At 68.0% G+C, this 14,936-nt stretch carries 13 protein-coding genes; 4 read left to right on the plus strand and 9 right to left on the minus strand.

Annotation, left to right across the window (positions count from 1 at the left end; translation table 11 throughout):
* Nucleotides 1-70: 70 nt before the first annotated feature.
* From tuf to AC3B6C_RS01250, 6 genes are all read right to left on the minus strand, one after another.
* The gene (tuf, locus tag AC3B6C_RS01225; protein ID WP_010840506.1) at nt 71-1,261 is read right to left on the minus strand and encodes an elongation factor Tu; all 1,191 of its coding nucleotides are present in this window, start codon (nt 1,259-1,261) and stop codon (nt 71-73) included.
* Between the two features lie 107 nt (nt 1,262-1,368).
* A complete protein-coding gene (gene fusA, locus AC3B6C_RS01230) occupies nt 1,369-3,474 on the minus strand; it encodes an elongation factor G (protein WP_010840507.1) in 2,106 nt (701 codons plus the stop codon).
* A gap of 91 nt (nt 3,475-3,565) precedes the next feature.
* Nucleotides 3,566-4,036: a 30S ribosomal protein S7 gene (gene rpsG / locus AC3B6C_RS01235; RefSeq protein WP_004020595.1), complete on the minus strand. Its 471-nt coding sequence runs from the start codon at nt 4,034-4,036 to the stop codon at nt 3,566-3,568.
* Nucleotides 4,037-4,042: 6 nt separating this feature from the next.
* On the minus strand, nt 4,043-4,414 hold the full coding sequence (gene rpsL, locus AC3B6C_RS01240) for a 30S ribosomal protein S12 (protein WP_004020596.1): 372 nt from the start codon (nt 4,412-4,414) through the stop codon (nt 4,043-4,045).
* A 453-nt stretch (nt 4,415-4,867) separates the two neighbouring features.
* Nucleotides 4,868-5,638: a hypothetical protein gene (locus AC3B6C_RS01245; protein ID WP_488374628.1), complete on the minus strand. Its 771-nt coding sequence runs from the start codon at nt 5,636-5,638 to the stop codon at nt 4,868-4,870.
* Nucleotides 5,635-6,510: an exodeoxyribonuclease III gene (locus AC3B6C_RS01250; protein WP_488374629.1), complete on the minus strand. Its 876-nt coding sequence runs from the start codon at nt 6,508-6,510 to the stop codon at nt 5,635-5,637. Before AC3B6C_RS01250 ends, AC3B6C_RS01245 begins: the two co-directional genes overlap by 4 nt.
* Before the next feature lie 93 nt (nt 6,511-6,603).
* Between AC3B6C_RS01250 and AC3B6C_RS01255 the strand changes: the two genes are divergently transcribed.
* The gene (locus tag AC3B6C_RS01255) at nt 6,604-8,235 is read left to right on the plus strand and encodes a sigma-54-dependent Fis family transcriptional regulator (RefSeq protein WP_488376199.1); all 1,632 of its coding nucleotides are present in this window, start codon (nt 6,604-6,606) and stop codon (nt 8,233-8,235) included.
* 9 nt (nt 8,236-8,244) lie between these two features.
* On the opposite strand, the gene AC3B6C_RS01260 is transcribed toward AC3B6C_RS01255, so the two are convergent.
* Nucleotides 8,245-9,363: an HPP family protein gene (locus AC3B6C_RS01260; RefSeq protein WP_488374630.1), complete on the minus strand. Its 1,119-nt coding sequence runs from the start codon at nt 9,361-9,363 to the stop codon at nt 8,245-8,247.
* A 222-nt stretch (nt 9,364-9,585) separates the two neighbouring features.
* Here AC3B6C_RS01260 and AC3B6C_RS01265 point away from each other — a divergent pair, with 222 nt between their 5' ends.
* The 3 genes from AC3B6C_RS01265 (at nt 9,586) to AC3B6C_RS01275 (ending at nt 13,043) form a co-directional block, all read left to right on the plus strand.
* Nucleotides 9,586-11,100 (plus strand): aldehyde dehydrogenase family protein, encoded by a 1,515-nt coding sequence (locus AC3B6C_RS01265; protein WP_010840512.1) that lies wholly within the window; start codon nt 9,586-9,588, stop codon nt 11,098-11,100.
* A gap of 62 nt (nt 11,101-11,162) precedes the next feature.
* Nucleotides 11,163-12,281 carry an NDMA-dependent alcohol dehydrogenase gene (locus AC3B6C_RS01270; RefSeq protein WP_488374631.1) on the plus strand — a complete coding sequence of 373 codons (1,119 nt, stop codon included), beginning with the start codon at nt 11,163-11,165 and terminating at the stop codon, nt 12,279-12,281.
* Nucleotides 12,282-12,389: 108 nt separating this feature from the next.
* A complete protein-coding gene (locus tag AC3B6C_RS01275) occupies nt 12,390-13,043 on the plus strand; it encodes a Pr6Pr family membrane protein (RefSeq protein ID WP_488374632.1) in 654 nt (217 codons plus the stop codon).
* Here AC3B6C_RS01275 and AC3B6C_RS01280 read toward each other — a convergent pair.
* Together AC3B6C_RS01280 and AC3B6C_RS01285 are read right to left on the minus strand one after the other, a co-directional pair.
* A complete protein-coding gene (locus AC3B6C_RS01280; protein ID WP_014927895.1) occupies nt 13,040-13,687 on the minus strand; it encodes a TetR family transcriptional regulator in 648 nt (215 codons plus the stop codon). The two genes, AC3B6C_RS01275 and AC3B6C_RS01280, sit on opposite strands and share 4 nt — an antisense overlap.
* A gap of 8 nt (nt 13,688-13,695) precedes the next feature.
* Nucleotides 13,696-14,868 (minus strand): acyl-CoA dehydrogenase family protein, encoded by a 1,173-nt coding sequence (locus AC3B6C_RS01285; RefSeq protein WP_488374633.1) that lies wholly within the window; start codon nt 14,866-14,868, stop codon nt 13,696-13,698.
* Nucleotides 14,869-14,936: the final 68 nt, after the last annotated feature.

Raw genomic sequence — 14,936 nt, forward strand, 5'->3', positions numbered from 1 at the left:
CAAAGGCGCCCGGCCACTGTCGTGACCGGGCGCCTTTGTCGACTCAGAGAGTCAGTGCGTCAGGACAAGATCACTTGGTGATCTTGGTGACTCGACCCGCACCGACGGTGCGGCCACCCTCGCGGATGGCGAAACGCAGGCCCTCGTCCATGGCGACCGGCTGGATGAGCTTGACGCTCATCTCGGTGTTGTCGCCCGGCATGACCATCTCGGTGCCCTCGGGGAGGGTCACGACGCCGGTCACGTCCGTGGTGCGGAAGTAGAACTGCGGACGGTAGTTGTTGAAGAACGGGGTGTGACGGCCGCCCTCGTCCTTGGACAGGATGTAGGCCTGGCCCTCGAACTCGGTGTGCGGGGTCGTGGTGCCCGGCTTCACGATGACCTGACCGCGCTCGACGTCCTCACGCTTGAGGCCGCGGAGCAGCAGACCGGCGTTGTCGCCTGCCTGTGCCGAATCGAGGAGCTTGTGGAACATCTCGATACCGGTGACGGTGGTCTTGGTGCTCTTCTCGCGGATGCCGACGATCTCGACTTCCTCGTTCACGTTGACCTCGCCGCGCTCCACACGACCGGTGACAACGGTGCCACGGCCGGTGATGGTGAAGACGTCCTCGACGGGCATGAGGAACGGCTTCTCGGTCTCGCGGACCGGGTCCGGGATCGACTCGTCGACGGCAGCCATGAGCTCTTCGACCGACTTGGTCCACTCGGGGTCACCCTCGAGGGCCTTGAGAGCCGAGACCTTGACGACCGGGGCTTCCTCGTCGAACTCCTGGGCGGCCAGCAGTTCGCGGACCTCCATCTCGACGAGCTCGATGATCTCCTCGTCGTCGACCATGTCGGCCTTGTTCAGGGCGACCAGGATGTAGGGCACACCGACCTGGCGGGCCAGCAGCACGTGCTCGCGGGTCTGCGGCATCGGGCCGTCGGTGGCGGCGACCACGAGGATCGCGCCGTCCATCTGGGCAGCACCGGTGATCATGTTCTTGATGTAGTCGGCGTGACCGGGGGCGTCGACGTGGGCGTAGTGACGCTTCTCGGTCTCGTACTCGACGTGCGAGATGTTGATCGTGATACCGCGAGCTTTTTCCTCGGGAGCCTTGTCGATCTGATCGAACGCGAAGCTCTTGTTGAGGTCCGGGTACTTGTCGTGCAGCACCTTGGTGATGGCCGCGGTCAGCGTGGTCTTGCCGTGGTCGACGTGACCGATGGTGCCGATGTTCACGTGCGGCTTGGTCCGCTCGAACTTCGCCTTCGCCACTTGATTGTCCTCCTGGACTGTTGTTGCTCTACTGGGCGGATCCCAGCAGGGGTTTTCTTCTTACGTTGGTGCGCAGAACGGGTCGGCGCATGTCGCTAGGACCGGATTTACTCGCCGGTGGCCTTCGCGATGATTTCCTTCGACACGTTCGCGGGAACCTCCGCGTACGAATCGAACACCATGGAGTAGTTTGCCCGGCCCTGGGTCTTCGACCGGAGGTCTCCGATGTAGCCGAACATCTCCGACAGCGGCACCTGTGCCTTGACGACACGCGCACCACTGCGCTCCTCCATGGCCTGGATCTGGCCACGGCGGGAGTTCAGGTCGCCGATCACGTCACCCATGTAGTCCTCGGGTGTCGTGACCTCGACGGCCATGATGGGCTCGAGGATGACCGGACTGGCCATCCGCGCAGCTTCCTTCAGGGCCTGCGAGCCGGCGATCTTGAACGCCATCTCCGAGGAGTCGACGTCGTGGTACTGACCGTCGAGCAGGGTGACCTTCAGGTTGACCAGCGGGTAACCGGCGAGGACACCGTACTGCATGGCGTCCTGGGCGCCGGCGTCCACCGACGGGATGTACTCGCGCGGGACGCGACCACCGGTGACGGCGTTGGCGAACTCGTAGGTCGCACCGTCCTCGGCGTCCACGAGGGGCTCGAGCTTGATGATGACCTTCGCGAACTGGCCCGACCCACCGGTCTGCTTCTTGTGGGTGAACTCGTGCTTCTCGACCGTCTTGCGGATGGTCTCGCGGTAGGCGACCTGCGGCTTGCCGACGTTGGCCTCGACCTTGAACTCGCGCTTCATGCGGTCGACCAGGATGTCGAGGTGGAGCTCGCCCATACCGCCGATGACGGTCTGGCCGGTCTCCTCGTCGAGCTTCACCGAGAAGGTGGGGTCCTCTTCGGCGAGCTTCTGGATCGCGGTGCCCAGCTTCTCCTGGTCGGACTTGGTCTTCGGCTCGATCGAGACGTTGATGACCGGGTCCGGGAAGCTCATGGACTCGAGCACGATCGGCGCGGCCGAATCGCACAGGGTGTCACCGGTGGTGGTGTCCTTGAGTCCGATCATCGCGTAGATGTGACCCGCGGTGGCGTCCTCGACCGGCATCTCCTTGTTGGCGTGCATCTGGAAGAGCTTGCCGATGCGCTCTTTCTTGCCCTTGGTCGCGTTGAGCACCTGGGTGCCCGCCGTGATGTGGCCCGAGTAGACACGCACGAAGGTGAGCTTGCCGAAGAACGGGTGAGCCGCGATCTTGAACGCGAGAGCCGAGAACGGCTCGTCCGCGGACGGCTTGCGCGAGAGGATCTCCTCCTCGTCGCCCACGGCGTGACCCTCGACCGACGGCACGTCCAGCGGGGACGGCAGGTAGTCGATGATCGCGTCGAGCATGGGCTGGACGCCCTTGTTCTTGAACGCCGAACCACAGATCACCGGGTAGTACTCGCGGGCGATCGTGAGCTTGCGGATCGCGGCCTTGATCTCCGCGACGGTCAGCTCTTCGCCGCCGAAGTACTTCTCGAGCAGCGCCTCGTCGGTCTCGGCGACCGTCTCGAGGAGCTTCTCGCGGTACTCCGCAGCCTGGTCGGCCAGGTCCGCGGGGATCTCCTCGATGGTCGGCTCGGCGCCGATCTCGACGGTTCCGCGCCAGGTGATGGCCTTCTGCTCGATGAGGTCGACGACACCGTCGAAGTTGTCCTCGGCACCGATCGGCAGCTGGAGGACCAGCGGCTTGGCGCCGAGGCGCTCCTCGATGGTGCGCACGGTGAAGAAGAAGTCCGCACCGAGCTTGTCCATCTTGTTGACGAAGCAGATGCGCGGGACGTCGTACTTCTCCGCCTGACGCCAGACCTGCTCGGACTGCGGTTCGACGCCTTCCTTGCCGTCGAACACGGCGACCGCGCCGTCGAGCACGCGGAGGCTGCGCTCCACCTCGACGGTGAAGTCGACGTGGCCGGGGGTGTCGATGATGTTGATCTGGTTCTTGTTCCAGAAACACGTCACCGCCGCGGAGGTGATGGTGATCCCCCGCTCCTTCTCCTGCTCCATCCAGTCGGTGGTCGAGGCACCGTCGTGGGTTTCACCGATCTTGTAGTTCACACCGGTGTAGAAGAGGATTCGCTCGGTGGCGGTGGTCTTGCCGGCATCGATGTGGGCCATGATGCCGATGTTGCGCACCTTGTTCAGGTCGCTGAGCACTTCCTGTGCCACTTAATCGCCTCGCATTTTCGCTAGAGCTGTTGGGTCTGGGGGTGGGACCGTCCGCGGCGTCGGTGTTCGCCGACGCCGCGGACGGCAGGTGTCACCAGCGGTAGTGCGCGAACGCCCGGTTGGCCTCGGCCATCTTGTGGGTGTCCTCGCGGCGCTTCACCGAAGCACCGAGACCGTTGGACGCGTCCAGCAGCTCGTTGGCGAGACGCTCGACCATGGTCTTCTCACGACGCTGACGGCTGAAGCTGACGAGCCAGCGGAGCGCGAGGGTGTTGGCACGGTTCGGCTTGACCTCGATCGGCACCTGGTAGGTGGCACCACCGACGCGGCGGCTCTTCACCTCGAGGGTGGGCTTCACGTTGTCGAGGGCGCGCTTGAGGGTGACGACCGGATCGGTGCCGGTCTTGTCGCGAGCCTGCTCGAGTGCGCCGTAGACGATGCGCTCGGCGGTCGACTTCTTGCCGTCCAGCAGGATCTTGTTGACCAGCTGGGTCACCAGCGGCGAACCGTAGACGGGGTCGTTGATGAGGGGGCGCTTCGGCGCGGGTCCTTTACGTGGCATGACTTATCAGTTCCCCTTCTTTGCGCCGTAGCGGCTGCGAGCCTGCTTGCGGTCCTTGACACCCTGGGTGTCGAGCGAGCCGCGGATGATCTTGTAGCGCACACCCGGGAGGTCCTTCACACGACCGCCGCGGACGAGCACCATCGAGTGCTCCTGCAGGTTGTGGCCTTCGCCGGGGATGTACGCGGTGACCTCGACCGAGCTGGTCAGGCGCACACGGGCGACCTTGCGCAGCGCCGAGTTCGGCTTCTTGGGGGTGGTGGTGTAGACGCGGGTGCACACGCCACGACGCTGCGGGCTTCCCTTGAGGGCCGCGGTCTTGGTCTTGGCGGCCTTGTCATGACGGCCCTTGCGGACCAGCTGATTGATGGTTGGCACTAGGTGTTCGTTCCTCTTTGTCATCGGTTGTGGTTGGTGCTCCGGGCAAGCACGAAAACCGGCTCGCAGCCTGTTTTCGTGGCTTCCACAACTCGCCCCACCAGCACGTATGTGCTGGTCAGTACATTTTCGCTACCCCGAGGTCGGGCGTGTCATACACTCGACAGCGGATTCGCCTGTCAGTCCCTCTGCCGGCCGTACCCCGAGAAACTCGGCGGCTCGAGAGCCGTTGGGCAGGCATGCGGACTGGCCCAGCATGGGCCGGGCACCGACGATCCACTCTACCGATCGGGTTTACACAGGTCAAAAAACGGATCCTGCGCGCAACCAGCAGGTGAACGGGTTGTGTGCGATCGGCTCCGGGTGACGCTCGTGCACGGCGCACCCCTCTCACTTCATACACCTCGAAACCGCAGGCGTCGAGGGCGGAGAGCGGCCGGCCGGGTGGCACGGTCATCGGCGTCGGCGGGGACTCCTGAGCTGCTCGATCTCGTGCAGGTACGGGCTGTTCGGATCGCGCGGACGCCGGGTGGGCGAGGACTGGCCGGCGAACCACCGGTCGACGACGGTCGCCTGCCGTTCCACGTCGCCCCGGCGCAGCGCGCGGTGGGTGGCGCCGGCGTCGTGCATGCCGTAGACGTCCTCGCCCAGTTCGTACCGGGCCTGGTCGGCCAGCGCGTCGGCGAGGAACTCCCCGGGCGAGGTCGCGGCCGTGATCTGCCAGGCGTGGACCAGCTCGTGGATCAGCAGCTGCGCCGGCGCCGGATATGCCCCGGTGCCGGTGCCCAGGGGCGCGTCGAACGCCGTTCCGAGGTTGCACAGGACGCGTCCGTCGACCGCGGGCAGGGTGAACGCGCGCCGACCGCGACCGGCCAGATCGGTGAGGACCACGTCGTCGAGCCAGCTCGCTGTCCCGAACACCTCCTCGGCGGTGCGGCGTTCGACCTCGGTCAGCCCGCGGTACCGCACGCGGCGTCGGACGACGGCCGCCGACACCAGGCCCGCGCCGAGCGCCGCGCCGATCCCGAGCGGGCCGAACCACATGGTCACCGCCAGCAGGTGAACCGAGACGAGGACACCGGCCGTGGCCGCCGGACCCCCGCCGAGTCGTCCGGCACCGCACCGTTTCGCGACGGACAGCACCGCGCCGAGCAATCGTCCGTAAGTCCTCGCGACCGCGACGACCGGACGACGGAGGCGAGGGTCGGCCGTCGAGCGGGTCACTCCGGCGTCTGCGGCAGTTTCACCTTCGCCGCACCGGGTTTCGCCGGGTTCGACGGCGGCGGGACCACCGGGCCGATGTCTCCGTCGGGGGCCTCGTCGAGGTCGACGATGACGGGCGCGTGGTCGCTGGGCTTGCTGCCCTTGCGCGCTTTCCGGTCGATCCAGGCGGCCGTCACCCGATCGGCGGCCGATTCGCCGGCCAGGATCAGGTCGATGCGCATCCCGAGGTCCTTGTGGAACATCCCGGCGCGGTAATCCCAGTAGCTGAACACGCGGTCGTCGGGCCACCGGTCCCGGACCACGTCGCGCAGGCCCATCGATGCGAAGGTCGCCAGCGCGGCGCGTTCGGGCGGGGTCACATGGGTGTGTCCCACGTACGCGCCGGGATCGAACACGTCGGCGTCGGCGGGCGCGATGTTCATGTCGCCGCACAGGAGCGTCGTGGCGGGGTCGTCGACCGCGCGGGCAAGCGCCGCCAGCCATTCGAGTTTGTAGCCGTAGTGGTCCGAGTCCGGCGAGCGGCCGTTGGGTACGTACAGCGAGTGGATGCGCAGTCCCCCGCACACCGCCGACACCGCCCGCGCCTCGAGGGTCGACGGGTCGGGATATCCGGGCATGCCGTCGAACCCGATGCGGACGTCGTCGAGTCCGACCCGCGACAGCAGCGCCACCCCGTTCCACTGCCCCTGTCCGGCGTGCGCGATCTCGTATCCGCGTTCGGCGAGCTCGGTGCCCAGCGACTCGCGGAAGGCCGCGTCGGAGAGTTTGGTCTCCTGCAGGCACACCACGTCGGGTCGACGTTCGTCCAGCCACGGCAGCAGGCGCGGGATGCGCTGCTTCACCGAGTTCACATTCCAGGTCGCCACGCGCATGTGACCACGGTAGTACGCTCGGACCAGGCCCCCGAGACCGCGGAGCAGGGACCCGACCTTTCCTTCCACGGTGATGTATGTCACGTTGGTGGCATCGACACGCTGCACCGCACCTCCGATTCCGCGCCTCGACGAGCCGTCATCGAGCACTCGTGGCGCCGCTCGGCGCTGTCCGGGGTCCGCCCCGGGGACCGGACCCCGACGCAGGTCCAGGACATCGCCGCCGCCGATCCGCTGCTCGACGCCGCGCGCCCGGTACTCGACGATGCCGCCGCCCGACTCGCCGGCACCGACGTCTCGCTGCTGCTCGTGGACCACGAGTGCCGGATGGTGACACGGGTGGCGTTCGGCACGACGGTGGAGCGCAGACTCGACGCGATCGGCGCGTCGCCGGGTGTGCCGTTCGGCGAGGACGTCGTCGGGACCACGGCCCTCGGCACCCCGGCGGAGACCCGGGGCGGGATCGTCGTCAACGGAGCCGAGCACTACCTCGAGCAGTTCAAGTCGATCAGTTGTTTCGGGCAGCCGATCATCCATCCGGCCACCCGCAGGCTCGCCGGGATCATCTGCATGTCCGAGATCGCCGACCGCATCAACCCGCTGGCGATCCCCGTGGTGAACGGGATCGTCGCCGACATCGCCGACCGTCTGCTCGACCGCTCGCGCGCCCACCAACGGTGCGTCCTCGACGCGTTCCAGCGTGCCGCGCCACGGCGCGACCTGGCCGTCGCCGCCATCGGCGACGACCTCCAGCTCACGAATGCCCTTGCCGCCGAACTGCTCTCCCCCACCGACATCGGCGCCCTACGGATCGTCGCGACCGATCCCGCTCTGCGGGCGACGGTGCTCCCGCTGACGCTCGTGTCCGGCGCCGAGGTGGAGATCGCGGTCGAACCCGTGCCGGGCGCCTGCGGCGCAGCGTTGTTCCGGTTCCGGCCGGTCAGCGAGCCGCCCACGACGCGGTCCGCACCGCCGACCGCCCCGTCCCGCACGAGCGTCGCGATCACCGGCGAACCGGGCACCGGACGCAGCACCCACGCGGCCGCGCTCGCCGCGGAGGCCGATCGGTCGGCGGTGATCGTCGATGTGGCCGACGAACTCATCAGCGGACGGCGGCCCGACATCCCCGCGTATGTCGGACGTGCCCGATCGATGAACACTCCGCTGGTCATCGACGGCGTCGACCTGCTCGACGCACAGTCGGTCGCGCTGCTCGGCCGCGTGGCGGTCTCGAGTTCGCGGGAGTCGCCGCTGATCGTCGTCGGCGGGCCTCGAGACCAGGCGAGCCCGGGTGTGGCCGCCCTGCTGGCGCGGTGTGCGACGCGGGTCGACCTCGCGCCGCTGCGTCATCGGACCTCGGAGCTGGCGGCGATCGCGAGCAGCGCGCTGACCGGCATCGACCCGGAGCTCTCGCTGTCCGGATCGGCGACGGATGCGCTGCTGTGCGACGACTGGCCCGGCAACCTCACCGAGCTCAACTCCGTACTCCGACAGGCCGCGGCGGCCTGCCGGGCCCGCGCGGCGCGTGTCGTCGAGTCGAGCGACCTGCCACCCGCATATCGGACGACCAGCCGGGCCGCACACCTGTCCGGCCGGGAGCAGGCCGAGCGCACGGCCATCGTCGAGGCACTCGACCGGGCCCGCGGCAACAAGGTGCACGCCGCGAAGGATCTCGGCATCAGCCGCACGACGCTGTACTCGCGGATGCGCGCGCTGGACATCTGAACCGGCCGGCTACTCCGGCACCGAGCTGGGCGGCAGCGGGTCCCGCAGCGTCCGCCGAGCGAGCGCCGCGATGAGGTCGGTCCGGGTGACGATGCCGACCAGGGTCCGGCCCTGCAGCACCGGAACCGCGTCGCATCCGCTCTCGGCGAGCAGCGGCAGCAGGGCGCCGACCGGCGTACCCGGGGTCGCGACGGCCGGTTCCGGCGACATCACGTCCGCGGCGCGCAACTCGACCTCGTCGGGACGCATCAACCGGCGCACGAGATGGATCTGGAAGACAACCCCGGCGAACGTGCCCTCGTCCGAGATCACCGGAAGCGAGGTGAAGCCGTACTCGTCGAAGAGGGTCGCGACGTCCCGTAGCGGCGTCTCGGAGCCCACCGTCACCAGGTCGCGGGACATCACATCCGAGGCGGCGAGCGGACCCGCCCGATGCCCGGCGGCCTGGAGCTCTGCTGCCCCGATCAGGCGGGCGAGATCGGCGACGCCGAGGTTGAGCGACTGCTCGTAGCGATCGAGGAGACCGGTCAGTTCGTCTTCGTCGAGACCGAGCCGCGCCGCCGGCGGAGACGCGTCGTCGAACCGGCGATACGGATAACGCCGCCCGGTCAGCCCTGCGTATCCGGCGGCGAGGACGACCAGGAGGAGTGTGCCCGCGAGGACCGGCGCGAGGACGAACCGGAATCCCAGCGAGTGGATCGTCTCCGGACTGAGCGCGGCCGTCATCGCCACCGCGCCGGCGGGCGGATGCACCGCGTGGCACCCGATCATCAGGCCCACGGACAGGCCCACCGCGAGCGCCACCCGGAGGGCCGGCAGCGGGATGGTGAGGGTCGTCGCCACCCCCACGACGGCCGACACCACGTTGCCGACGGTCGCGGGCCACGGTTGTGCCAGCGGACTGTTCGGCGCGGCGAAGACGAGCACGGCGGTCGCCCCGAACGGCGCTATCAGGAAGAGCCCGAGCCGCAGGTCGACCCCCGACGCCGCGAGCACCAGGCCGACGAGTCCGAGCGCGACTCCGGCACCCGTCCCGGCCCGGATCGCCTCACGGACCGAGAGACCCCCGGCCACCGGGCCGAGGCCGCGCAGGGCGGCGCCGGCCCTGCCCGCTGGGCGCACGTTCACTCTGCTCCTCCGGGGATCCCCAACTCTGAATCTGACTGACTCGTCGGCGTCTCACCGTAGCCATGCGGGCGCGCCCGGCCGCCGCGGCCCCTGTACAGCCCAGGTGTTCAGTTTCTGGACACGGCGGCGGCCCGGAACGGTGAGAGAAATGAGTCAGGTCGCATATGACCCAGATCACTCCAGGACACATCCCTGTCGACACCGTTCCGACCAGGAGGCCACATGACCGCCGTCGCACCCGACACCGCCCACCACACCGCCCTGCATCAGCGTGTCCGCGATTTCATCTCCGCCGACCGTCCCATGCTGATCGACGGCGAATGGGTGTGGTCGGCCTCGGGCCGCACCTTCGAGACCATCGACCCCGCCACCGCACGCCCGATCACCTCGGTCGCGCACGGCGACGCGGCAGACATCGACCTGGCGGTCCGCGCCGCACGCCGTGCTTTCGACGACGGCCCGTGGACCCGGATGAAGCCGAACGAGCGTGAACGCCTGCTCTGGCGGGTCGGCGACATCCTCACCGAACGCGCCGAGGAGTTCGGTCAGCTCGAGGCGCTCGACAACGGCAAGGCGGCCACCATCGCCGCCGCGGTCGACACCAACTGGTCCGCCGACATCTTCCGCTACAACGCGGGGCTGGCCACCAAGATCACCGGGTCGACGGTCGACGTCTCGATGCCGTTCGTGCCCGGCGGCGAGTTCCACGCGTACACGCTGCGCGAACCGGTCGGGGTGTGCGGCCTGATCGTGCCGTGGAACTTCCCGCTGCTGATGGCCGCGTTCAAGCTGGCGCCCGCACTGGCGGCCGGCAACACCGTGATCCTCAAGCCTGCCGAGCAGACCCCGCTGACGGCCCTGCTCCTCGGCGAGGTGTTCACCGAGGCCGGCTTCCCGCCGGGTGTGGTCAACATCGTCACCGGGTACGGCGAGGCCGGAGCGGCGCTCGCCGCGCACGACGACGTCGACAAGATCGCGTTCACCGGTTCGACCGAGGTCGGCAAGAAGATCGTCGACGCCGCGAAGGGCAACCTCAAGAAGGTGTCGCTGGAGCTGGGTGGCAAGAGCCCCAACATCGTGTTCGCCGACGCGGACTTCGAGAAGGCGGTGGCCGGATCGGTGGCGGCCTGGATGTTCAACCACGGCCAGTGCTGTGTCGCCGGGACAAGGCTTTTCGTCGAACGCCCCATCTTCGACGACTTCACCGCGGCTGTCGCCGAGGCCGCATCCCAGGCCAAGATCGGACCCGGCCTCGATCCGACGACCGAACTCGGACCGCTGGTCAGCCAGGAACAGTTCGATCGCGTCTCGGGGTATCTCGCGGCGGGCCTCGCCGACGGCGCACGGGCACTGACCGGTGGGAAACGTTGGGGCGATGAGGGTTTCTTCATCGAACCGACCGTGTTCGTCGACGTCGAGCCGAGCTTCTCGATCGTGCAGGAGGAGATCTTCGGTCCCGTCGTCGCCGCGATGCCCTTCGATGCCGACACCGGCGTCGCGGCCGCGGCCAACGATTCGATCTACGGACTCGCCGCGGGCATCTGGACCACCGACCTGTCCAAGGCGCACCGGACTGCCCGCCAGATCAAGGCCGGATCGGTGTGGGTGAACCAGTACAACGGCTTCGACACGGCCATGCCGTTCGGTGGCTACAAGCAGTCGGGCTGGGGACGCGAACTCGGATCGTCGGCCATCGAGCTCTACACCCAGACCAAGGCCGTCAACATCTCGCTCTGACCCACAGCGCATCTCCGCCCGGCCGCACGCCCCCTTCCCGTATACCCAAGGAGCACAACCTCATGTCTCTCACCACCAAGGCCGCCGTCCTCACCGCACCCGGAAAGCCCTTCGAGATCGTCGAACTCGACCTCGACGAGCCCCGCGAGGGCGAGGTGCTGATCAAGTACACCGCGGCCGGCCTCTGCCACTCCGACCTGCATCTCACGGACGGCGATCTCCCGCCCCGCTACCCCATCGTCGGCGGCCACGAGGGTTCGGGGATCATCGAAGCCGTGGGCCCCGGGGTCACCAAGGTGAAGCCCGGCGACCACGTGGTCTGCAGCTTCATCCCGAATTGCGGCACCTGCCGCTACTGCTCCACCGGTCGGCAGAACCTCTGCGACATGGGCGCCACCATCCTCGAGGGGTCGATGCCCGACGGCACGTTCCGGTTCCATTCCGGCAGCGATGATTTCGGCGCCATGTGCATGCTCGGCACCTTCGCCGAACGCGCGACGATCTCGCAGCATTCGGTGGTCAAGGTCGACGAGTGGCTGCCGCTCGAGAAGGCGGTGCTCGTCGGCTGCGGCGTGCCCTCCGGCTGGGGCACGTCGGTGTATGCCGGCGGTGTCCGTGCCGGCGACACAGTGGTGATCTACGGCATCGGCGGCCTGGGTATCAACGCGGTACAGGGTGCGGTCTCGGCGGGAGCCAAGTACGTCGTGGTCGTCGACCCGGTCGCCCTCAAGCGGGACACGGCGCTGAAATTCGGTGCGACACATGCTTTCGCCGACGCTGCCGAGGCTGCGGAGAAGGTCAACGAGCTGACTTGGGGACAAGGCGCCGATCAGGCTCTGATCCTCGTCGGAACGGTCGACGCGGAGGTGGTGGCGAACGCGACCGCCGTGGTGGGCAAGGGCGGGACGGTCGTGATCACGGGTCTCGCCGATCCGACGAAGCTGACCGTGCAGGTCTCCGGAACCGACCTGACCCTGAACCAGAAGACGATCAAGGGCAGCTTGTTCGGGTCGGCGAACCCCCAGTACGACATCGTCAAACTGCTGCGTCTCTACGACGCCGGGCAGCTCAAGCTCGACGAACTCATCACGCAGACCTACACCCTCGACCAGGTCAACGACGGGTACCAGGATCTGCGGGACGGCAAGAACATCCGCGGGGTCATCATCCACGCGGAGTGAGACCCGGTCGGTTCGCCCGAGGTGTCGTCTCCCTCGGGCGAACCGGCCACCCATGTCGGCGAGCGATTCACCCGGGTCACCCTGGGCGGAGGTGCTTGAATTGCTGACGTGACCGCAACCTGGTGGATACGTCTGCTCCGCATCGCCTTTGCCGCGCTCGGCATCAGCGCCCTCGTCTACCAGGCAGCGCTGCGCTACGGCGACGCCGGGTTCACCCTCGCCAACTTCTTCAGCTATTTCACGGTGCTGAGCAACATCTTCGCCGCAATCGTCCTGCTCGCCGGGGGCCTCCTCGCGCCCGGGACACCGGTGTGGGAGTGGCTTCGCGGAGCGGCAACCACATGCATGGTCATCACCGGGATCGTCTACGCACTTCTGCTGCAGGGGATCGACGTCGACGTCACCTATGCCTGGGTGAACGACGTGCTGCACCGCGTCATCCCGCTGGTGATGCTCCTGGACTGGATCGTGGTGCGCGCCCGCCGACTACCGGAGCGCTCATGGCTGACCTGGCTCGCGATCCCGTTCGTGTACGGCGTCTACACGCTGATCCGCGGGCCGATCGTGAACTGGTATCCCTACCCGTTCATCGATCCGCGCGAACAGGGCTATCTGTCGATGACGATCTCACTCGTCGTCGTGTTCGTCGGCATGGCGTTCATGTCGTTCGGTGTCTACTGGGCAGGCACCCGTGGCCGGCGACCCGGCCCGCCAGAGCCCGAACACCCGGACCCCGAACACCCCGCCTCCAAACGGGTCTAACCCGGCCGGTCCGCGGACCCGGTCCCGAACGCGGCGACGAGCTGCGCCGACCATGTGTCGACGACCAGCGCGCGTCGAGCCGAATCGTCGGACAGCGTGTCCGCCAGACCCAGTCCGCGCGCCATGTCGAGTGTCGCCTGCACGAGCCGGTAACCGGTCTCGTCGTCCGGGGACACCCCCATCGCGGCCATGGTGCGTTGGTGAGCCGCCCGCGCGAACTTCGCCTCGAGCGGCAGGATGAGCCGCCGCAGTGCGGGATCGGACGCGGCGGCCGCCCACACCTGGAGTGCGGCCTTGAATTCGGTGCCGGTGTAGACGTCCACGGCCCTCCGCACGGCACGGATGACCCGGTCGGGGGTCACCTCGTCAGCCGGCTCCGACGATGCCCCGGGGTCCTGGCCGGCCGCACGCGTCATGTCCTCGAAGACCTGCTCGAGCGCCGCGGTGATGAGGGTCTCGCGCGTCGGGAAATGATGTTGCGCCGCGCCGCGGGACACGCCGGCGCGTTCGGCGACCGCGGCCACGGTCGCAGCGGCCCAGCCGTCCGCGGCCAGCGCGTCGATCGTCGACCGCAACAGGCGCTCGCGGGTCAGTCGCGAGCGTTCCTGTTGCGGTGAGCGGACATTCGCCGAGGATGCGGTCACCGAGGGCCTCAGTAGGACTTCGGCAGCCCGAGGCTGGTCTGCGCGACGAAGTTGAGGATCATCTCCCGGCTCACCGGTGCGATGCGGGCGATCCGGGCCAGACTCAACATCGGCGCCAGTCCGTACTCGGTGGTCAGTCCGTTGCCGCCCAGGGAGTGCACGGCCTGGTCGACGACCTTCACGCAGGCCTCGGCGGCCGCGTACTTCGCCATGTTGGCCGGTTCGGCGGCGCCCCAGTCGTCGCCGGCGTCGTAGAGGGTCGCGGCCTTCTGCATCATCAGCTTGGCCATCTCGAGTTCCACCTTGCCCTGCGCGAGCGGATGCGCGATCGCCTGGTGCGCGCCGATCGGCGTCTTCCACACCGTGCGCTCCTTGACGTACGACACCGCCTTGTCGAGCGCGAAGCGGCCCATCCCGACGGCCGACGCCGCGGCCATGATCCGTTCCGGATTGAGTCCCGCGAACAGCTGACTGAGTGCGGCGTCGTCGGAGCCGACGAGCGCGTCGGCCGGCAGCCGCACGTCGTCGAGGAAGAGCTGGAACTGCTTCTCCGGGTTCTGCAGTTCCATGTCGATCATGGTGTACGAGAAGTTCTCGGAGTCGGTGGGGACGATGAAGAGCGCGGGCTTGAGGTTGCCGGTCTTGGCGTCTTCGGTGCGTGCGACGATCAGCACCGCCTGAGCCTGGTCGACGCCGGAGATGTAGACCTTCTGGCCGGTGAGCAGCCAGTCCGAACCGTCCCGGCGGGCCGTGGTGGTGATCTGGTGGGAATTGGAGCCGGCATCGGGTTCGGTGATCCCGAACGCCATCGTGATCGACCCGTCGGCGAGACCCGGCAGCCAGCGTTGCTTCTGCTCGTCGGTGCCGAACCGCGCGATCACGTTGCCGCAGATGGCCGGTGAGACGACGAGCATGAGCAGTCCGGTACCCGACGCGGCGATCTCCTCCATCACGATCGCGAGCTCGTACATCCCGGCACCGCCCCCGCCGTACTCCTCGGGGAGATTGACCCCGATGAAGCCGAGCTTGCCCGCTTCGGCCCACAACTCGTCGGTCTTACGACCGGTTCGCGCGCACTCGCGGAAATACTCCTGTCCGTACTTCGCCGCCAGTCCGGCGACCGCGGCGCGCAGTTCGGCTCGTTCGGTGGTCTCCACGAACGGATTGGTGTCCACGGTCATCTCGATACTCCCTGTCAGTCGTCGATGTGGTTCGTCGGCGGAATGGTCCCGCGGGCGGGCGTTCCAGC

The organism is Gordonia sp. 11cp (genome assembly GCF_057767225.1).